The sequence below is a fragment of the Mesobacillus jeotgali genome (assembly GCF_900166585.1).
Classification (GTDB): Bacteria; Bacillota; Bacilli; order Bacillales; family Cytobacillaceae; genus Mesobacillus; species Mesobacillus jeotgali_A.
Map to the genome: position 1 here is coordinate 524,455 of NZ_FVZC01000009.1, position 20,909 is coordinate 545,363.

The following is a 20,909-nucleotide window of genomic DNA, read 5'->3' on the forward strand; positions in this document are numbered from 1 at the left end:
AGTGAGCACAGGTCTCCCTGGTTTTGTCCGAAGTTACCCCAGGGTTCAGACAAAACAACGCCGGTCTCTCTTTTTTGTCAGAAGTAACTTCATCTTCAGACAAAAAGGCGCTGATAACTCAATAATTTATCCGGAGTAACTTCAGGTTAGTACAAAAGAGCGAAGCCGTATCTAATAGTTGTCCGAACTAATCCGCACTTTTACATTACTCTTAGCCTGTCTCCACTTCTTGTTATATTCAAAATCGTACAAGCATATATTTGAACGAGTGTCCTTGTTTTCATCGGAACAATTATAGGGGGAGGTTCGTTTAATATATGCGTGTATCAAATGTGACGGTCAGAAAAAGGCTGGCTCTCGTTCTTGTGATTGGGATATTGGTGTTTTTCATCATAGATGTCCGGCTTGGCTATGTGCAATTTATGCTCGGTGATTTTTTGACAGGGAAGGCGAAGGACTCGTGGAGCAGGAATGTCCCGTTCGAACCTCAGCGGGGGGAAATCACGGACCGGAATGGTGTGGCGCTGGCAACGAATATCAGTGCACCGACAGTCTATGTAGTACCACGACAAGTTAAGGATCCGGAAGCGGCAGCTGAATTTTTGGCAAAGGCATTGAATATGCCAAAGGAAAAGGCCTATCAGCATATTACTAAAAAAGCGATGATTGAGAGAATACCTGAGGGAAGGAAAATCTCTCACGAAAAAGCTAAAGAAATAAGGGCGATGGATATTAAAGGCATTTATATTGGAGAAGATTCCAAGCGGCATTACCCATATGGAAGCTACCTGTCTCATGTTCTTGGATTTGCAGGAGTCGATAACCAAGGATTGATGGGACTGGAACTCTTTTATGACAAGGAATTAAAAGGGGAAAAAGGTTCCGTGCAATTTTATGCTGATGCCAAACAGCAGCGGATGCACAATATGGCAGATGATTACGAGCCGCCGGTGGACGGGCTGGACCTGAAGCTGACGATCGACAGCCGGGTACAGACAATCGTTGAGAGGGAACTGGATATTGCCCAGGCCAAATACAATCCCGATGGAATAATAGCAATCGCAATGAACCCGAATAATGGTGAAATCCTGGCAATGTCGAGCCGGCCGGATTTTGATCCTGCAAACTTCAGGAATGTCCCTCCCGAAGTATATAACAGAAATCTGCCAATTTGGAGCACTTATGAACCAGGATCTACATTTAAGATTGTTACCCTGGCGGCTGCCCTTCAAGAGGGGAAGGTCAATCTTGAAAAAGATCATTTCCATGATTCTGGTTCAGTGGAAGTGGCGGGTGCGAGGATTCGATGCTGGAAGAAGGGCGGCCATGGAAGCCAGTCCTTCCTGGAAGTTGTCGAGAATTCATGTAACCCGGGATTTGTCGAGCTTGGGGACAGACTCGGAAAAGAAAAGCTGTTTAAATATGTAAAGGATTTTGGATTTGGTGAGAAAACAGGCATTGACCTTCAGGGAGAGGGCAAAGGAATTCTTTTTAACCTTGACAGAGTAGGTCCGATTGAACAGGCAACTACTGCCTTCGGTCAGGGTGTATCCGTAACACCGATTCAGCAAGTTGCAGCCGTTTCAGCAGCTGTTAATGGAGGCATACTTTATACGCCTTATATTGCGAAAGAATTGATTGACCCGGTCTCTGGGGAGATTGTCATGAAAAAGACCCCGCAGGCGAAAAGAAGAGTCATTTCCGAAGAAACCTCTAAAGAAATCAGGCATGCGCTCGAGAGTGTCGTTGCAAAAGGCTCCGGGAAAAATGCCTATGTAGATTCTTACAGGGTTGGCGGCAAGACAGGAACCGCGCAAAAGGCAAAAGATGGCCGTTATCTTGAAAATAACCATATCGTTTCCTTTATTGGTTTTGCCCCTGCGGATGATCCGCAAATCGTTATTTATGTTGCAGTAGACAATCCGAAAGGTACTGTCCAGTTCGGCGGTGTTGTTGCAGCTCCTATTGTCGGTGATATCATGGAGGATAGCCTGAGGGCGATGGAGGTTCCGCCGAGAAAGGAACAGATTGAAAAGGAATTGACATGGCTTGATACGCCTTTAGTAGAGGTGCCTGACCTGATTGGATTATCCAAGACAGAACTTAGACAGCAACTGATCAATTTCAAACTTGATATTGCTGGAGATGGGGAGAAAGTAGTCAAACAGCTTCCTTCACCTGGAGTGAAAATCAAGGAAGGCTCAACTATTAGGGTATATATGAATGATTGATAGCAGGCGGCGGCAGGATCCTTCATCCGCCGCTGCTTTTGCATGCAGGACTTAAGGTATCGGTTACATTTTTTTTATTATAAAAAGGGCTAGGACTTTTCAGCTCAACAATGGCTAAATTCAGCCTAATCATGTAAAATAAAAGTCGCCATGTTGTTTGAGAGGATTTGATATTTATGAAATTACACGAATTGATTGGTTATTTACACCCGTTCGTGGATTACAAGGGAGAAAATCCCGACATTACTTCGATTGAAAATGATAACCGAAGAGTGACTCCAGGAAGTTTATTCATATGTATTAAGGGATATACAGTTGATGGTCATGACTTTGCAGGATCGGCTGTAAAAAATGGAGCCGCAGCTGTCCTTGCTGAAAGGGAAATTCCTGTTAATGTCCCGGTGATTGTTGTAAAGGACACAATGCGGGCAATGGCCGTGCTTGCTGATGCTTTTTACGGCCAGCCGAGCCAGAAGCTTCATATGGTGGGAATTACGGGGACGAACGGAAAAACGACGACAAGTCACATTATTGAAAAGATTTTCAAGGATGCTGGACAAAAAACGGGTTTGATAGGGACGATGTATACTAAGATTGGCGAACAAACCTTTGAAGTCAAGAACACAACTCCGGAGAGTCTCACCCTCCAGAAGACGTTCAAGAAAATGGTAGACGACAAAGTCGATACTGCCGTGATGGAGGTATCATCACATGCGCTTGTCTATGGCCGTGTTCATGGTACTGACTACAATGTCGCTGTCTTTACGAACCTCACACAGGATCATTTGGACTACCATAAAACAATGGAAGAGTACAAAAAGGCTAAAGGGCTTCTGTTTTCGCAGCTTGGAAATGCCTTTAACCATGAAAAACCGAAATTTGCTGTCCTGAATGCGGATGATCCGGCCAGCGAAGAATTTGCTTTACTGACATCAGCCCACTTATTGACGTATGGGATTGACAACCATGCCGACCTGCAGGCAACAAATATATCAATGACAGCCAGTGGAACATCATTTGATTTAGTCAGCCCATTTGGCGTAACAAGAGTGAACATCCAGCTGATTGGCAAATTCAGCATTTACAATGTACTTGCAAGTATTGGAGCAGCTCTTGTTTCCGGTGTTTCCCTGGAGACAATCATCGAATCAGTTGAAAGTGTCAAAGGGGTTTCGGGAAGATTTGAAGTCGTCGATGCGGGGCAGGATTTCTCCGTAATTGTTGACTACGCCCATACTCCAGACAGTCTGGAAAATGTACTGAAGACCGTTCAGCAATTTGCGCAAAAGAGGATTTTTTGTGTAGTCGGCTGCGGTGGAGACCGTGATCGCACGAAACGGCCGCTCATGGCGAAAATCGCCTGTGAATATTCTACAGACGCCATTTTCACCTCCGATAACCCACGCAGTGAGGATCCGGCTGAAATCATCAGAGACATGGAAGCAGGAGTAAAGGGAGAGTTTTATATTTCTATTATCGATCGGAAAGAAGCCATCCAGCATGCTGTTAAGAATGCCGTTTCAGGAGATGTGATCCTGATTGCTGGGAAGGGCCATGAAACATATCAGCAAATTGGAGACAGAACTTTTGACTTTGATGATAGGATTGTTGCGCGTGAGGCGATAGAGGAGAGGTAATATGCTGACATACCAGGATGTATCAAGTCTGTTTTCAAAAGCGACTGGAATCAAAGATGAAAATATTCGCTTTCAATCAGTAAGCAGCCTTGCTGGAGCCCGACAGCCAAAAGGGCTGTTTGTTCCTTTATCATCAGAATCAGGAACGTTACAGGAAGCCATTTCGAATGGTGCCGTAGCAGCTCTTTGGCCTGAAGGAGAGAAGGTTCCGACTTATGCTCCCAATCACTTCCCCATTTTTTATACACAAGATAATTTGAAAGGCTTAGAGGAAATTATGAATTTATATTTGAATTATTTGACTCAACACGAAGCAACCAAGGAAAAAACGGAATTCATTTTCAGCGACAAAGGGCTTCTTAATCAAACGGATGAAACATATGATATAGCTGTGATGGCCGAAAAAATCAATGCATTTGGCAGCAATCAGAGCAAGGCAGGTGAGGAATAGAATGCTGGAGCAAGTTATCTTTTTCACAATATTAATGGGTTTTCTAATTACGGTTCTGCTTTCACCAGTATTTATTCCTTTTTTAAGAAGGCTTAAATTTGGCCAGAGTATTAGGGAAGAAGGGCCGAAATCACACCAGAAAAAGACTGGTACCCCTACAATGGGCGGCGTTATGATTTTAATCTCGATTACAATTACTACGCTAATCATGACAGGTAAGTTCTCACAGCCGACTGTGGAAACTTATCTGTTGTTATTTGTCACATTGGGGTTTGGGCTTCTCGGTTTCATGGATGATTTTATCAAGGTCGTAATGAAACGGAACCTGGGATTGACATCCAAGCAAAAACTGTTTGGCCAAATCATTATTTCCGTCATTTTTTATTTCATTTTCCAGCAAAGTGATTTTTCAACAGAAATCAGCATCCCTTTAACGGATATTTCTTTTGACCTCGGGTGGGGATACGCACTTTTCATTATTTTCTGGATGGTGGGTTTCTCAAATGCCGTTAACCTGACGGACGGGCTTGACGGGCTGGTTTCCGGTACCGCAGCGATTGCATTTGGTGCTTTTGCTGTACTGGCCTGGAGCCAATCGCAATACGAGCTGTCGATCTTTTCAGTGGCGGTTGTCGGAGCTGTTTTAGGTTTTCTTGTATTCAATGCACACCCTGCGAAAGTGTTCATGGGAGATACCGGTTCACTTGCTTTGGGCGGTGCGATTGCAACTGTTGCAATCCTGGCAAAGCTTGAAATAATCCTGATCATCATAGGCGGCATTTTTGTCATTGAAACATTGTCTGTTATCCTCCAGGTTATTTCATTTAAAACAACAGGAAAAAGGATTTTCAGGATGAGCCCGCTTCATCACCACTATGAATTGATTGGCTGGTCTGAATGGCGGGTTGTTGTCACATTCTGGACTGTTGGCCTCCTATTCGCAATCCTTGGAATTTATATTGAGGTGTGGATCTAGATGAAACATATTAAAACATATCAACATAAAAAAATTCTTGTACTTGGCCTTGCCAAGAGTGGAGTCAGTGCCGCTGCTCTGCTACATAAACTAGGAGCTTTTGTTACAGTCAATGACAGCAAGCCTTTGTCAGAAAATCCGGAAGCACAAGCGCTTTTGGAACAGGGAATCAAGGTTGTCTGCGGAAGCCATCCAATCGAATTGATGGACGAAGGTTTTGAGCTGGTCGTCAAGAATCCTGGGATCCCTTACCATAATCCTATGATCCAAAAGGCTATAGAAAATGGAATACCGATTATTACTGAGGTTGAACTGGCCTACCAGGTTTCTGAAGCCCCTCTTGTAGGAATCACGGGTACAAACGGAAAAACAACCACAACAACGCTGATCTTTGAAATGCTCGAAGCGGGCAATAAAAAGCCAATGATTGCGGGGAATATTGGAACGGTTGCCTCCGGTGTTGCCCAGGAAGCTACAGAGGAGAATACGATAGTCATTGAACTTTCATCTTTTCAATTAATGGGAATCGACCAATTTAGGCCGCGGATTGCCATCATCACTAACCTGTACGATGCTCATCTTGATTATCACGGTACGAGGGATGAATATGTTGCAGCGAAAGCGCTGATCACGAAAAACCAGACAGAAGAGGATTACTTCATCGTTAACGCAGACCAGGAAGAAGTTATGGATATTGCCCGTACTTCAAAAGCTAAAATCGTTCCTTTTTCAACGAAAAAAGTACTGGACACAGGGGCATCTGTGAAAGAAGGCTGGGTTTGCTTCAATGGTGAGCAGATTATCGAAACGAAGGATATTGTATTGCCGGGCAAGCATAATCTTGAGAATATTTTATCGGCTGTGGCTGCGGCACTGCTCTCCGGCGGAAATCAGGATGCGATTGTCAAGGTGCTTACATCCTTTGCAGGTGTTCGGCACAGGCTTCAATACGTCACAAATTTAGATGGACGAAAATTTTATAATGACTCAAAAGCAACGAATATACTCGCAACAGAAAATGCACTGGCAGCTTTTGATGCGCCGATTGTATTGCTTGCTGGCGGACTGGACAGGGGCAATTCCTTTGATGAACTTGTGCCATCACTAAAAAACGTCAAAGTATTAATAACTTTTGGACAAACTGCTGAAAAAGTGGGACAGGCTGGACAGGAGGCGGGAATAAAAACGATCCTCCGCGTCGATAATGTGGAAAAAGCCGTTCCCGTTGCATTTGAACATTCAGACCCCGGCGATGTCATCCTGCTCTCACCGGCATGTGCCAGCTGGGACCAATATAAAACTTTTGAGGTCAGGGGAGACATGTTTATCGAGGCAGTGCATAAGCTTAAGTAAGGGCTTGTCTTGAACAGCATGACTTTGGCTGCCTGGCCTTCCGCAGGCTGATGGGAAGCGGCATATGAGCCCTAAATCATACAGCCGAGGTGTATTGCATTGCCAACAAAAAAAACGACTCCAGACATTTTTCTCATGATTGTTACCTTTGCGCTTTTGACTGTGGGCCTGATCATGGTCTACAGTGCCAGTGCTGTCTGGGCAGACTATAAGTTTAATGACTCTTTCTTTTTTGCGAAACGGCAGATGCTGTTTGCCGGAGTTGGAATCATTGCGATGTTTTTTATTATGAATATTGATTACTGGACATGGCGGACTTGGTCGAAAGTCATATTAATTATCTGTTTTGTCCTTTTAATTCTTGTATTGATTCCTGGAATAGGAAATGTACGGAATGGGTCGCGAAGCTGGATCGGAGTAGGCGCCTTTTCTGTCCAGCCTTCAGAATTCATGAAAATTGCGATGATAGCTTTTCTAGCAAAGTTTTTATCAGAGAACCAGAAGGCAATCACCTCTTTTAAAAAGGGTCTTCTCCCATCGCTGGGACTTGTCTTTTTGGCATTTGGCCTGATAATGCTGCAGCCTGATCTGGGCACAGGAACAGTTATGGTCGGAACTTCTGTAGTGATCATCTTTATCGCCGGAGCAAGGATCAGTCATTTCGTTGGTCTCGGCCTCCTCGGTGTTGCGGGGTTTGTCGGCCTGATTGCTTCTGCACCATACAGGATCAAACGGATCACATCGTTTCTTGATCCATGGCAGGATCCCCTTGGAAGCGGGTTTCAAATGATTCAATCACTCTATGCTATTGGTCCAGGAGGATTGTTTGGACTGGGGCTGGGACAGAGCCGGCAAAAGTTCTTTTATCTGCCAGAACCGCAGACAGATTTTATCTTCGCGATTCTTGCAGAAGAACTTGGATTCATTGGAGGCTCTTTGATTCTCCTTTTATTCTCTTTACTGCTTTGGAGGGGGATAAGGATTGCCCTCGGGGCACCTGATTTGTTTGGTACATTCCTTGCAACCGGCATTATTGCGATGATTGCCATTCAGGTAATGATCAATATCGGTGTAGTCACAGGTCTTATGCCTGTCACTGGAATTACACTCCCTTTCCTTAGCTACGGTGGATCTTCCCTGACTTTAATGCTGATGGCTATAGGGGTCCTGTTGAATATCAGCCGCCACTCAAGGTATTAAGGCCAATGCACAAACAAAAGACCCTGGCAATCAGGGTCTTTTGTTTGTGAGTATTTTCTTTTTGGGAATTAATACTGAAAGGATTAGAAATGTGGGACATAATCTATAAATATGTTAGGAATATGGCTATGTTCATGCTATATTACATTTAAATAACAATATCTTTAAAAACTGTTCTGGAGTTTAGAATATAGTAGAATAGGGTAAAACCGGGGAGTGCCTTTTTATAGGGCACTTTTGATAATTATTTATATTGCTCCTGGACAGTTCCTGGAGATTCCATGCAAGATGGATAGGGGTAAAATAGAGATAAGTTGCTGAGGTGTGGAAAATGAAGATTGCAGTTAGCGGCGGCGGTACAGGTGGACATATATATCCTGCGCTTGCACTGATAAGGGAAATCCAAAAGAAAGAACAAGATGTTGAGTTTCTCTACATAGGAACGGAAAAAGGGCTTGAGAGCAAGCTTGTACCGAGGGAGAATATTCCTTTTAAATCAATACATATCACGGGCTTTAAAAGAAAAATTTCTTTTGAAAATGTAAAAACGGTACTGCGATTCCTCAAAGGAGTCAGAGATAGTAAAAAGATGCTGAAGGAATTCAAACCTGATGTGGTCATCGGGACGGGCGGATATGTTTGTGGTCCGGTTGTCTATGCAGCTGCCAAAATGGGTATACCTACGATTGTTCATGAACAAAACAGTATACCTGGATTAACAAATAAATTCCTGAGTCGTTATGTAGATAAGGTGGCAATCTGCTTTGAGGAAGCAAGGGAATTCTTCCCGGATAATAAGGTTGAATTGACCGGTAATCCCAGAGCGTCGGAAGTATTGGGACAGGACGGGATTAAAGGTAGATTATCTGCAGGCCTTAAGCTCAAGGTTCCTACAGTTCTTATATTTGGAGGCAGCAGGGGTGCAAGGCCGATCAATGAAGCAGTCATCAAAAGTTTGACAGAATTGAGCAGTAAACCATACCAAGTTTTATACGTGACGGGTGACGTGCATTTCGAGGAAGTACAGAAAGAAGTCGAGCTTGTCGGAAATCCGGAAAATGTAATCATCAAGCCATTCATTCACAATATGCCTGAGGTGCTGGCTGGTGTCGATCTGACTGTAGCAAGGGCAGGAGCGACTACCCTTGCAGAACTGACATCCCTGGGAATACCAAGTATATTGATTCCAAGCCCATATGTTACGGATAATCACCAGGAAAAGAATGCCCGTGCCTTGAGTGAAAATGGAGCAGCCCGCCTTCTCCTGGAAAAAGATCTGACAGGGCCGAGGCTGGTAGAGAGTATTGACCAGATTCTCGGGCAGGAGGAGAAGCTGGCTAATATGAAAAAAGCAGCAAGGAAACTTGGGATACCAGATGCAGCTCAAAGACTCTATCGACTGATGGAGGAATTGGCATCGAAGTAGCCTATAGGGATGCAGCTGCATAAACTGGTTGAATAAAGCTGTCTCGTGAAAGGAAGGTAATTTATGATGGATCTGGCTAACAAACTTAGAGAATTGAATATCGGTTCGGTAAAGGAAAACGATCCGCTGGCAAACCATACATCGATGAAAATTGGCGGTCCCGCAGACATACTTATTGAGCCTTCATCAATAGAAAATTTGAAAAAGGCTGTGGAAGCCATCAAGGAGTCCGGAGTCGGGCTAACGGTAATCGGGAGAGGATCCAATCTTCTTGTATCGGACAAAGGAATCGAAGGAGCAGTCATAAAACTTGGCTCTGGCCTCGATGAGTTGGAGATTGATGGCACAAGAGTTACCGCAGGCGGCGGTCTCTCACTTGTAAACTTTGCAATTACAATCAGTCGTAAAGGCCTGTCCGGACTTGAATTCGCAGGAGGAATCCCGGGTTCGATCGGCGGCGCAGTATATATGAATGCTGGGGCCCACGGGTCAGATATCTCACAAATTCTCGAGAAAGCGTATGTTTTGTTTGAGGATGGATCACTGGAGTGGCTCTCAAATGAAGAAATGAAGTTTTCCTACCGGACATCAGTCCTTCAAAAGGAGCGTCCTGGCATCGTAGTGGCTGCAGTATTCCAGCTGAAGGAAGGAAATAGGGAAAAAATCGTATCAGAGCTCCAGAAAAACAAGGATTATCGCAAAGAGACCCAGCCATACAATTATCCAAGCTGCGGCAGTGTTTTCAGGAATCCCCTTCCGAATTATGCTGGTAATTTAATTGAGAAATCCGGTTTGAAGGGCCATCAAATCGGCGGCGCACAGATATCCGAACTTCATGCGAATTTCATTGTCAATAAAGGAAATGCCAAAGCGGAGGATGTTCTTGGTCTTATTCAGCATGTAAAGGATACAGTCCTTGAATTGCATGGGGTTAAAATGGAGACTGAGGTTGAAATTATCGGCCGGAAATAGCAGGAAAATCATTCAGGCTGTCAAATACTGTGATATAATATTTCATTAGATTAGATGCGAAAACGCCATGAATCTTCCTCGTGCCGTTAGTTATCTTTGTCCAAGGCTCTTTTCATTATCATTAAAGTTTTAATGACATGTTAATGTATTTCCGACTCGGAATTCTTCTCGAAAAGAGCCCAAAGACTTATACAAAAAAGCCTTGTCCTACAGTGATTAATTTGATGACTGGACAAGCTTCCTTTCTAATGAAGTACTATAATGATGGCTTTAACCTGTAAGGCTCTGATAATAGATGGATCGTTAAAGGAATGGGTTCAGCCGATAAAGAGGGGATTGAAAATGGAAAAGGGGAAAATCGTCTCAATTGAAGACCGGATTCCGAAACTGAAACATCAAAGACGCAAGAAGGCCAACCGCCGGCTGATTATGCTGCTAGCTTTGTTTTTTATAATGATTGCTGGTATTATTTATTTCCAATCGCCACTGAGCAGGGTGAAGGAAATTACGGTTTCCGGTAACCAATCATATACCTATGAACAAATCATTGGAAAAAGCGGGCTGTCGCTGGAGTCTAATGTGTGGAAGGTCAGCAGGGAAGAGATTGAAAAGAAGCTGGAGCGAATCCAGGAAATCAAGAAGGCAAAAGTCGATGTTGTTTTGCCAAATACAGTGGCAATCGATATTGAGGAGTATGACCGTCTTGCTTACATATCAAAAGGCAAAAATTTCTACCCGGTCCTTGAAAATGGAAATATACTTGGTGAAAAGCAAATTGATGAAATTCCTGTCAATGCCCCTATTTTAATAGGGTTCAAAGAAGGAAAAGTATTGGATGAAATGATTGCTTCTCTTGAGAAATTGCCGGAAGTGGTTATAAACTCCATTTCTGAAATCCACTCAAAACCGGTGAAAACAGATAAATATCTTATTAAGCTGTACATGAATGATGGTTTCGAAGTAAATGCGACGCTCAGGACTTTTTCGGAAAAAATGGAACATTATCCGTCCATTGTCAGCCAGCTTGACCCGGGTAAAAAGGGAGTAATCGATCTCGAAGTTGGCTCTTATTTTAAAGCATATGAAGCAGAGGAAGCTGAAGAAGTTGAAATTGAAAAAGAAAATGAACAGTAACCGTGTAGTTCTTTCAGTCGTATTCCTGGTGCTTGGCTTCATGGTCGCTTTTTCATTCCGTGTCACCCAGAATGACACTGACAACGGCAAAGGGCTGACTGACAGGCAGTGGGAGAAGCACATCAGCTTGAGAAATGATTTGATTGAACAGGAAGAAAAAAACCGGGAGCTTCAAAAAGAGTTGAATTCCAAGCAGGAAAAGGTGAGGGAAATTGAAACCAGCCTGTCCAAGGAAGCCCAAGTGTTTTTTAACATGGCTGAAGACGCAGAAAAATACCGTATGTTCCTCGGGAAGGTAAAGGTCAGCGGAGAAGGTGTAAAAGTAACTCTTGCTGATGGAGAGTACAACCCTGATGAAGAGAATATCAATAATTACCTTGTCCATGAGCATCATGTATTCAAGGTGATTAATGAACTCTACATTTCAGGAGCAGCAGCAATTGCTGTGAACGGGCAGAGAATTGCGCATAATTCATATATTTTGTGTACTGGCCCCGTTATCACTGTTGATGGCTACCAGCATCCTGCCCCATTTGAAATCACTGCAATAGGTGACCCCGATGTTCTTTCCTCCGCTTTAAACATTACCGGTGGGGTAAAAGATCAGCTTGTAAATGACCAGATTGTTTTTTCTTTGGAAGAAAAGACAGATATTGCAATGGAACCCATTCTCGGGAAATGACGCCAAGCGTATTTCCTTTTCCATTGCCGAAATTGGAATGAAGATGGTGTAAAGGGCCTCTTAATAAAAAAACAAAGTTAATGGCCTAAAGAAAGCAAGGTGAAAACTATGGGCCGACCTAAAAATCTCAGCTTCAGCTTGATTGCTGCAATCATCGGATTGATGGTGGCCATCCAGTTCCAAACAGTCAGGGAACCAGAAGTCAGGGATACACGTGACACCTGGCAGCTTCGGGAGGACCTGATGAAAGAAAAGGAATTGCAGTCCAAGCTGCTCTTCGAAATCAGGTCGAACGAAGAAAAAATCGCCAAGTATGAAACTGAACGGCAGCAAAGCAAGGAAGAAGTCCTTCGTGAAACACTTGCTGAGCTAAAGAATGAAGCTGGATTGACAGAAGTGACGGGACCCGGTCTCTCTCTGTCGATTGAACCTGCTTTCAACCTGATTGCCGAAGGGGACAACCCTCCCTCGGTTTCTCCAGATCTGCTAAAAAGGCTGTTAAATGAATTGAACATGTATGGTGCGAAGCACGTATCTGTTGATGGCGAGAGGGTCATCAATACAACTGTCATCAGGGATATCAACAGGGTCACGAAAATCAACAACCATTCCCTAAACCGGTTTCCCCTAGAAGTGAAGATCATTACCGATAATGGGGATACAGCTGAAAAATTATATAATCGTATGAAGGTATCTGCGGTTGCTGAGGATTTTTTTATTGATAACCTGGAAGTGAAGGTTAACAGGCCGGTTGGCGATCTGGTTGTACCGGCTTATCAGGATACAATCAGGATCAGATATATGGAATCCGCTAAAACAGAAAAAGGGGGAGGCAACGGATAATGTGGCTTCCAATAATGGGATTGATCATCGGTGTCATCATCGGACTGCTCACCGATATCCGAATTCCTGAAGAATACTCGAACTATCTATCAATAGCGATCCTTGCAGCCCTCGATACATTGTTTGGCGGGATCCGCGCCCAGCTTCAAAATATATATGATGAGAAAGTTTTTGTATCAGGTTTCTTTTTTAATATAGTATTGGCAGCAAGTTTAGCTTTTCTAGGTGTTCATCTTGGTGTAGACTTGTATTTAGCAGCAGTTTTTGCCTTCGGGGTGAGGCTGTTCCAGAATATAGCAGTCATCAGAAGAATTTTGTTGACAAAATGGTCAACGGGCAGTGAAAAGTAGAAAAAAAAATGATATTTTAAAAGGGAAATATTTAATTGTGACGAATAAAGTAATGTAATTAAAATTGAAACGCAATTAGATAGCAGAAGGAAATTGTTGTTCAAACAATAGGAATTGTTGAAGGAGGTGCCAGAGAATGAACAGCAATGATATATATGTCAGTCTTGACATCGGTACATCCAGTGTTAAGGTTATCATTGGGGAAATGGTCAATGACACTTTGAATATAATTGGTGTTGGCAATGTGAAGTCCGAAGGGTTAAGAAAGGGCTCCATTGTTGATATAGATGAAACCGTTCATTCTATTAAGAGGGCAATCGAACAGGCTGAAAGAATGATAGGTTTGAAGATTAACCAGGTGATTGTAGGTGTCACCGGCAATCATGTTTCACTGTTGCCATGCCATGGTGTGGTTGCGGTGTCCAGCGACAATCGCGAAATTACAAATGAGGATGTAGCGAGAGTCATTGATGCTGCACAGGTGGTATCGATCCCGCCTGAGCGAGAGATAATAGACGTGATTCCAAAGCAATTTATCGTTGATGGTCTTGATGAGATCAATGATCCAAGAGGCATGATTGGTGTCAGGCTTGAAATGGAAGGAACGATCATTACAGGATCAAAGACAATCTTACATAATACTCTCCGTTGTGTTGAGCGTGCTGGACTTGAAATTGTTGATATAGGCCTTCAGCCACTTGCTGCAGGTGCCTTCGCACTTTCAAAGGACGAAAAGAATATGGGTGTCGCCATGATTGATATTGGCGGCGGTTCAACAACAGTAGCGGTGTTCGAAAATGGGCACTTAAGAGGGACTTCTGTCATTCCTGTTGGAGGCGACCATATTACCAAGGACCTATCAATCGGTTTGCGCACTACAACTGAAGAAGCGGATAAATTAAAATTAAAGCATGGACATGCCTTTTATGACCATGCTTCCGAAGAAGAGATATTTGAAGTTTCAATCATCGGAAGTGACCAGCAGCAGCAGTTCAACCAGCTGGAAGTAGCGGATATCATTGAAGCAAGAATGGAAGAAATATTCTCCCTTGTCCAGGATGAGTTGAAACAGATGAACATCAGGGACCTGCCTGGCGGATTTGTCCTGACTGGGGGAACAGCCAATATGCAAGGAGTGCTTGAGCTTGCCCAGGACATCTTCCAAAGCAGGGTGAGGATTGCCATTCCAGACTATATTGGCGTCAGGGAACCCCAATATACAACTGCAGTAGGCTTAATCCAATTTGCTTATAAAAACGCGAAATTAAAAGGGAAGAAAATGGAAGCAGCGTTTACTGAAGTAGAACCGAAAGAAAAGAGAGTTCAAAAACAGCCGCATCCAAAATCGAAGCCTGAGAAACAGCCTGAAGAAAAAGTCTCCTCAAGAATGAAAAAATTTCTTGGCTACTTTTTTGAATAATCAGAGCTAACAGGAAATCGACGAATTAGGAGGATTTGTCATGTTGGAATTTGATACGAATTTAGATTCACTTGCTACTATAAAAGTTATCGGTGTTGGCGGCGGCGGAAATAATGCGGTTAACCGAATGATCGAACACGGTGTACAGGGTGTGGAGTTCATTGCGGTTAATACAGACGCACAGGCGTTGAACCTTTCCAAAGCCGAGATTAGAATGCAAATCGGTGCAAAATTAACACGCGGACTTGGTGCCGGCGCTAATCCTGAAGTAGGGAAGAAGGCTGCCGAAGAAAGCAAAGAGCAGATTGAAGAAGTACTGAAAGGTGCAGACATGGTGTTCGTAACTGCTGGTATGGGCGGAGGTACTGGTACAGGTGCCGCTCCTGTCATCGCTCAAATTGCGAAAGACCTTGGAGCTTTAACAGTTGGTGTAGTTACCCGTCCATTTACTTTCGAAGGGCGCAAGCGTGCCGGACAGGCAGGCGGAGGAATTTCTTCGATGAAAGAAGCGGTGGATACGCTAATTGTCATCCCGAATGACCGTTTGCTTGAGATTGTTGACAAAAGCACTCCAATGCTCGAAGCATTCCGTGAAGCAGACAATGTTCTTCGCCAGGGTGTACAGGGTATCTCTGATTTAATCGCAACACCTGGTTTAATCAACCTTGACTTTGCTGATGTGAAGACAATCATGTCCAATAAAGGTTCGGCATTGATGGGCATTGGTGTTGCTTCAGGTGAAAACCGAGCAACAGAAGCTGCTAAGAAGGCTATTTCTTCACCATTGCTTGAAACATCACTTGATGGAGCACAAGGTGTCCTGATGAACATTACAGGCGGCACAAATCTTAGCCTGTATGAAGTGCAGGAGGCGGCAGATATTGTAGCTTCTGCTTCAGATCAGGATGTCAACATGATCTTTGGTTCCGTTATCAATGAAAACTTAAAAGATGAAATCATTGTTACTGTCATCGCTACAGGCTTCAATGAGGAAGTTGTCCAGCCAAAACCGACAAGACCTGGTTTTGGAGGCCAGCAAAAGCCGGTAATGGGCGCAATCAAGCGCGAACAGCCAAAACGTGAAGAAATCCAGCAGGAAGCTCCAAGAAGCAATCAATCTTCCCAGAATGATGATGCTCTTGATATTCCAACATTCCTGCGCAACCGCAATAGACGACGCTAATTTTATAACATTAAGGCATAGCCGATAAGGCTATGCCTTTTTCTATTGTTTGGAATCTGCCAGATTGATTAAATGAAAATATCGTTGAAGGAATTCAGGACTAGTAAATCCACGCATTTTTTTCCTCGCTAAATAAAATATCTGAAAATTGACAAAATCCGAAAGGATAAGTGAAAATCTCTGTAGTTTTGTTGCCAGAAAGTGACACACTTCATATCACATTGACGATATACTTTTTCGTAACGGAATGATAGAGCAAGGGGCAAACCTAGGTGATTTGCTGCCACCTTGCCCGGTGCCACTCGTTATCCTTCCAGCCAAAAATCTATTTGCTCCTTAGATAAATAGGTTATGGTTTGTAAGAATTCATTTAAGAGGAAATCAAGGCACCTGCAATTCTGTACAGGGGGATGAGAGGTGAAGGTCTATCTGGATGTTATTTGGGCGTTGAACCTGTTGTTCGATACGTTCCTTCTATATTTGACTGCCATCATCCTGAAAAGGCAGGTCAAGCTCTGGCGTTTGGCTGCAGGAGGAGCTATAGGTTCACTGGTCATTATATTATCGATTACGCCAATTCATGCAGCAGCCGGGCACCCAGCGGGAAAATTGGTCTTTTCAATTATGATGGTACTTACAGCCTTTGGTTACAAGAGAATGCGTTTTTTCATTAAAGCACTTATGACTTTTTATGTTGCGACTTTCCTCCTGGGTGGTACGTTGACGGGGGTCCATTATTTCATCCAGTTTGATATGGATCTAGCCACAAATGTCGCCATGAACCAAATCAAAGGATTCGGCGACCCAGTAAGCTGGCTGTTTGTATTATTGGGTTTTCCGCTGGCCTGGCATTTCTCCAGGCGGAACATTGAGCAATTTGAAATGACAAAGATTCAATATGATTCACTGGCAGAAGTCGAAGTCCATTTCATGGAGATGAATTTTAACATTAAAGGGTTGATTGACAGCGGAAATCAGTTATACGACCCCATCACCAAAATGCCGGTAATGATTTTGTCGATTGCACACTGTTTGGATAGCATACCAAATGAAATTAGAAAGATAGCCGAAGATCCTGATTGTGTCCTAACAGGTGATGGACAATTTTCACAGCACCTCGAAAATCGAATGAGAATCATACCATGCAAGGTAGTCGGACAAGAGCATAAATTAATCATTGCCTTCAATCCGGACGAAATCAAAATCACCACTGATGAGGATATTTATATGGCCGAAAAAAGCTTGATTTCTTTTACAGCACAGGAATTATCGGGAGATGGAAGCTTCCAATGCATTATCCACCCTAAGATGCTGGCGGGAATGGCAAAGTCAGAGTCCAAGGTGATGGTAAGCTAATATTACTATACTCAGAAATACATAATTTAGAAGGAGGACAATCAATGAAAAATTTGCGGCTTCGGATATCCTATTACTGGTATAAATTATTAATGAAACTAGGCCTGAAAACAGATGAAATATATTATATCGGCGGTAGCGAAGCTTTGCCCCCTCCTTTAACGAAAGAAGAGGAAGAGGTACTGTTAAATAAACTTCCAAACGGGGACAAAGCTGCCAGGTCGATTCTTATAGAGAGAAACCTTAGATTAGTTGTTTACATTGCCCGTAAATTCGAGAATACAGGAATCAATATTGAAGATTTAATCAGCATTGGAACAATCGGACTGATCAAGGCGGTCAATACATTCAATCCAGAGAAAAAAATCAAGCTGGCTACCTATGCATCCAGGTGTATCGAAAACGAAATCCTGATGTATTTGCGGAGGAACAATAAACTTCGCTCTGAAGTATCCTTTGACGAGCCTCTGAATATCGACTGGGATGGAAATGAGCTGCTCTTGTCTGATGTTCTAGGTACAGATGACGACATTATCACGAAGGATCTCGAATCGAATGTTGATAAAAAATTGCTGGTAAAAGCGCTTCAGCAGCTTTCTGACCGTGAAAAGCAGATTATGGAATTGCGTTTCGGCCTTGGAAGCGGTGAGGAAAAGACGCAAAAGGATGTTGCCGATATGCTGGGTATTTCACAATCATATATTTCTCGTTTGGAAAAGAGAATTATTAAGCGCTTAAGAAAAGAATTCAATAAAATGGTATAACAGTAAAATTTTTTTAAAAAAATTTTTACTTTAAAAATATCGATTACTTAGCGGGTTTGCTGGCTGAATCTTCCTTTTGTCAGACTAACCTAAAGGTAAATAGTGCATATTTTTCCTCCCTGCGGAGATACTGAATTTTGACAGCAGCTCCTGTGAGGAGGGAAAAGATTGACACGAAACAAAGTTGAAATTTGCGGTGTTGATACATCTAAGCTTCCCGTTCTGAAAAACGAGGAAATGAGAAAACTTTTTAGAGAGATGCAAAGCGGTGACATCACAGCAAGAGAAAAACTTGTGAATGGGAACCTAAGGCTTGTTTTAAGTGTAATCCAGCGTTTTAACAACCGGGGCGAGTTTGTCGACGATCTGTTTCAGGTCGGGTGTATAGGCCTTATGAAATCCATTGATAATTTTGATCTGGGGCAGAATGTAAAGTTTTCTACCTATGCCGTCCCGATGATCATTGGAGAAATCAGACGGTATTTAAGAGATAATAACCCAATCAGAGTCTCCCGTTCACTTAGGGATATAGCTTACAAAGCATTGCAGGTACGCGAAAGGCTGATGAGTGAGGCTTCAAGAGAGCCGACTGCTGAAGAAATTGCCAAGGTGCTCGAAGTGCCGCATGAGGAAATAGTCTTTGCCCTTGATGCCATTCAGGATCCAGTCTCCTTGTTCGAGCCAATCTATAATGATGGCGGAGATCCAATATTTGTTATGGATCAGCTGAGTGACGAACGTAATAAGGATACAAACTGGATAGAGGAAATTGCATTGAAAGAGGGCATGAGGCGCCTGAACGAAAGAGAGAAGCTGATTCTAAGGAAAAGATTTTTCCAGGGTAAAACTCAGATGGAGGTTGCAGACGAAATCGGGATTTCACAGGCCCAGGTTTCAAGGCTTGAAAAAGCAGCCATTAAACAGATGAATAAGAATATTCAAAGCTAAGCTGCCTTCCAAGGGCAGCTTTTTCAATTGTATGGAAATCACATATACTCATACATCTTTTTCTGTTTCATATAATGCTATATAAGGGGTGGATAACACCACAGTGAAATCCGGAGGGATCTGCATGGTAAAGGTTACCGAGTTTCAAGTGAAGGATGTCGTGAATGTTTCCGATGGAAAAAGGCTTGGGAATATTGAGGATTTTGAAATTAATTTGAATACCGGGAAAATCGAGGCAGTTGTAATCGGAAGTTCGGGCAAGGTTCTTGGCTTCTTCGGAAAGGAAGATGAGGTCATAATCCCCTGGAGGAATATTTTGAAAATAGGTGAAGATGTTATTTTGGTCCGGTATAAGGACAGCGGGGAATATCAGGAGCAGGTTGATCGGGAAGACTAGCTTCGTAATTCTGTTGTATTGCCGGGTGTATATGATAAACTAGACAAAAAACATGTGAGGTAAAAAGGATGGAGCCATTCATCATCGGCAGTCAAGAATATTTTATGATAAAAAAGTGGATGGATCGTCATCCTGGCCTGGAAGCCGGTTTTACGACAAAGAATGGCGGAGTAAGCCAGCTGGAGGCTTTCTCCGGTTTGAATTTCGGTTTCCATGTTGGAGACGAACAAAAGGCTGTTTGCGAGAATCGTCTCCTTCTGGCTGAAAAGATCGATTTTCCGCTTTCCAGTTGGGTAGGAGCGGAACAAACCCATGACATCTGCATTGCAAAAGTCGACAAATCCGATCAAGGAAGGGGCTCGAGTGATTATGCATCTTCTTACTCGGGAACCGATGGCTTTTTCACAGCTGAACCAGGTATTCTGCTGACTCTTTGTTTCGCAGACTGTGTACCCATTTATTTTATTGAGCCGGAAATAAAATTGATTGGTGTCGCGCATGCCGGATGGAAAGGCACTGTTCATGGCATTGCAGACGAGATGATCAGCAAATTTAAGCAAAATGGGGCAAAAACCGAAAAAATTTCTGCCATTATTGGCCCATCAATATGCAAAAAATGTTATATTGTTGATGAGAGAGTCATTAATTTAGTGAAAAATATACTAGATGGTGTCGAGAACTTACCATATAATCAAGTTAGTGAAGGACAATATTCTCTCGATTTGAAAGAATTAAACCGCCTTATTTTAGTGAAGGCCGGTGTCAAAGACGAGAATATAGAAGTAACCGATTACTGTACCAGCTGCCATAGTGAGCATTTCTATTCCCATAGACGGGATAAGGGGAATGCAGGCCGCATGATGGCATATATCGGGTGGAAGGAGGATAGCCGTCCATAATGAATGTCGCAGAAAATCTGGAGGTTATCCAGGGTCAAATAGCAAATGCCTGTAAAGCTTCGGGCCGGAGCAAGGACGAGGTGAAAATCATTGCCGTGACGAAATATGTCTCCCCAGAAAGGGCAAAGCAAGCGATTGACGCGGGTGTAATCCATCTCGGTGAAAATAGGGATGAGGGTTTGCTCCATAAAATCAGCCAATTGCAGGACAAGCCTGTGTGGCATTTTATTGGGACTTTACAAACAAGAAAAGTCAAAAGTATCATAGACCACGTTACATATATCCATTCACTGGACAGGCTGTCGCTTGCAAAGGAAATCAACAAACGAGCAAGCTCAAAGGTTAAATGCCTGATTCAGGTGAATGCCTCTGGGGAAGAGAGCAAGCATGGACTGAATCCGGATGATGTCACTGGATTTGTACAAGATTTGAAGCAGTGCCCGAATATAGAAGTAAGCGGATTAATGACGATGGCCCCATTTACTGAAGATGAACAGGTAATCAGAAGTTGCTTCAGAACACTGAAAAATCTTCAGGCAGAGATCCAACAGCTTAGACTGGAATATGCTCCATGCCATGAATTGTCAATGGGAATGTCAAATGATTTTAAAATAGCGGTTGAAGAGGGTTCCACTATGGTGAGAATCGGTACAGCCCTGGTAGGCAATGAATCGGAGGTGCAATAAT

At 43.2% G+C, this 20,909-nt stretch carries 20 protein-coding genes; all 20 read left to right on the forward strand.

Features of this window, described 5'->3' with window-relative positions; all coding sequences use genetic code 11:
- The first annotated feature begins 317 nt into the window (after window positions 1-317).
- The 20 genes from B5X77_RS12625 (at window position 318) to B5X77_RS12720 (ending at window position 20,908) form a co-directional block, all read left to right on the forward strand.
- Window positions 318-2,231 (forward strand): stage V sporulation protein D, encoded by a 1,914-nt coding sequence (locus B5X77_RS12625; RefSeq protein ID WP_079508343.1) that lies wholly within the window; start codon window positions 318-320, stop codon window positions 2,229-2,231.
- A gap of 176 nt (window positions 2,232-2,407) precedes the next feature.
- A complete protein-coding gene (locus tag B5X77_RS12630) occupies window positions 2,408-3,868 on the forward strand; it encodes a UDP-N-acetylmuramoyl-L-alanyl-D-glutamate--2,6-diaminopimelate ligase (protein WP_079508344.1) in 1,461 nt (486 codons plus the stop codon).
- A gap of 1 nt (window position 3,869) precedes the next feature.
- A complete protein-coding gene (locus B5X77_RS12635) occupies window positions 3,870-4,319 on the forward strand; it encodes a hypothetical protein (RefSeq protein WP_079508345.1) in 450 nt (149 codons plus the stop codon).
- A 1-nt stretch (window position 4,320) separates the two neighbouring features.
- Window positions 4,321-5,295 (forward strand): phospho-N-acetylmuramoyl-pentapeptide-transferase, encoded by a 975-nt coding sequence (mraY, locus tag B5X77_RS12640; RefSeq protein WP_079508346.1) that lies wholly within the window; start codon window positions 4,321-4,323, stop codon window positions 5,293-5,295.
- Complete coding sequence (murD, locus tag B5X77_RS12645) at window positions 5,296-6,648, forward strand: UDP-N-acetylmuramoyl-L-alanine--D-glutamate ligase (RefSeq protein WP_079508347.1); 1,353 nt, start codon at window positions 5,296-5,298, stop codon at window positions 6,646-6,648. It begins immediately after the preceding gene.
- A gap of 99 nt (window positions 6,649-6,747) precedes the next feature.
- Window positions 6,748-7,848 (forward strand): stage V sporulation protein E, encoded by a 1,101-nt coding sequence (gene spoVE, locus B5X77_RS12650; protein ID WP_079508348.1) that lies wholly within the window; start codon window positions 6,748-6,750, stop codon window positions 7,846-7,848.
- Between the two features lie 331 nt (window positions 7,849-8,179).
- Window positions 8,180-9,274 carry an undecaprenyldiphospho-muramoylpentapeptide beta-N-acetylglucosaminyltransferase gene (gene murG / locus B5X77_RS12655; protein WP_079508349.1) on the forward strand — a complete coding sequence of 365 codons (1,095 nt, stop codon included), beginning with the start codon at window positions 8,180-8,182 and terminating at the stop codon, window positions 9,272-9,274.
- Between the two features lie 63 nt (window positions 9,275-9,337).
- Entirely contained in the window at window positions 9,338-10,246 is a 909-nt protein-coding gene (murB, locus tag B5X77_RS12660) for a UDP-N-acetylmuramate dehydrogenase (RefSeq protein WP_079508350.1), read from the forward strand.
- A gap of 342 nt (window positions 10,247-10,588) precedes the next feature.
- The gene (locus tag B5X77_RS12665) at window positions 10,589-11,380 is read left to right on the forward strand and encodes a cell division protein FtsQ/DivIB (RefSeq protein ID WP_079508351.1); all 792 of its coding nucleotides are present in this window, start codon (window positions 10,589-10,591) and stop codon (window positions 11,378-11,380) included.
- The gene (locus tag B5X77_RS12670) at window positions 11,328-12,062 is read left to right on the forward strand and encodes a DUF881 domain-containing protein (protein WP_079510226.1); all 735 of its coding nucleotides are present in this window, start codon (window positions 11,328-11,330) and stop codon (window positions 12,060-12,062) included. The genes B5X77_RS12665 and B5X77_RS12670 overlap by 53 nt, the downstream gene beginning before the upstream one ends.
- Window positions 12,063-12,170: 108 nt before the next feature.
- The gene (locus B5X77_RS12675) at window positions 12,171-12,905 is read left to right on the forward strand and encodes a DUF881 domain-containing protein (RefSeq protein ID WP_079508352.1); all 735 of its coding nucleotides are present in this window, start codon (window positions 12,171-12,173) and stop codon (window positions 12,903-12,905) included.
- Window positions 12,905-13,255: a small basic family protein gene (locus B5X77_RS12680; protein ID WP_079508353.1), complete on the forward strand. Its 351-nt coding sequence runs from the start codon at window positions 12,905-12,907 to the stop codon at window positions 13,253-13,255. Before B5X77_RS12675 ends, B5X77_RS12680 begins: the two co-directional genes overlap by 1 nt.
- A 136-nt stretch (window positions 13,256-13,391) precedes the next feature.
- A complete protein-coding gene (gene ftsA, locus B5X77_RS12685) occupies window positions 13,392-14,675 on the forward strand; it encodes a cell division protein FtsA (protein ID WP_079508354.1) in 1,284 nt (427 codons plus the stop codon).
- Between the two features lie 40 nt (window positions 14,676-14,715).
- Window positions 14,716-15,858 carry a cell division protein FtsZ gene (gene ftsZ / locus B5X77_RS12690; protein ID WP_079508355.1) on the forward strand — a complete coding sequence of 381 codons (1,143 nt, stop codon included), beginning with the start codon at window positions 14,716-14,718 and terminating at the stop codon, window positions 15,856-15,858.
- Window positions 15,859-16,275: 417 nt separating this feature from the next.
- Window positions 16,276-17,214 carry a sigma-E processing peptidase SpoIIGA gene (gene spoIIGA, locus B5X77_RS12695; RefSeq protein ID WP_079508356.1) on the forward strand — a complete coding sequence of 313 codons (939 nt, stop codon included), beginning with the start codon at window positions 16,276-16,278 and terminating at the stop codon, window positions 17,212-17,214.
- A gap of 44 nt (window positions 17,215-17,258) precedes the next feature.
- Entirely contained in the window at window positions 17,259-17,978 is a 720-nt protein-coding gene (gene sigE / locus B5X77_RS12700; RefSeq protein WP_041966016.1) for an RNA polymerase sporulation sigma factor SigE, read from the forward strand.
- Window positions 17,979-18,146: 168 nt separating this feature from the next.
- Entirely contained in the window at window positions 18,147-18,926 is a 780-nt protein-coding gene (gene sigG / locus B5X77_RS12705; RefSeq protein ID WP_079508357.1) for an RNA polymerase sporulation sigma factor SigG, read from the forward strand.
- A gap of 124 nt (window positions 18,927-19,050) precedes the next feature.
- Entirely contained in the window at window positions 19,051-19,323 is a 273-nt protein-coding gene (locus tag B5X77_RS12710) for a YlmC/YmxH family sporulation protein (RefSeq protein WP_079508358.1), read from the forward strand.
- Window positions 19,324-19,391: 68 nt separating this feature from the next.
- On the forward strand, window positions 19,392-20,222 hold the full coding sequence (gene pgeF / locus B5X77_RS12715) for a peptidoglycan editing factor PgeF (protein ID WP_079508359.1): 831 nt from the start codon (window positions 19,392-19,394) through the stop codon (window positions 20,220-20,222).
- A complete protein-coding gene (locus B5X77_RS12720) occupies window positions 20,222-20,908 on the forward strand; it encodes a YggS family pyridoxal phosphate-dependent enzyme (RefSeq protein WP_079508360.1) in 687 nt (228 codons plus the stop codon). The genes pgeF and B5X77_RS12720 overlap by 1 nt, the downstream gene beginning before the upstream one ends.
- Window position 20,909 lies beyond the last annotated feature (1 nt).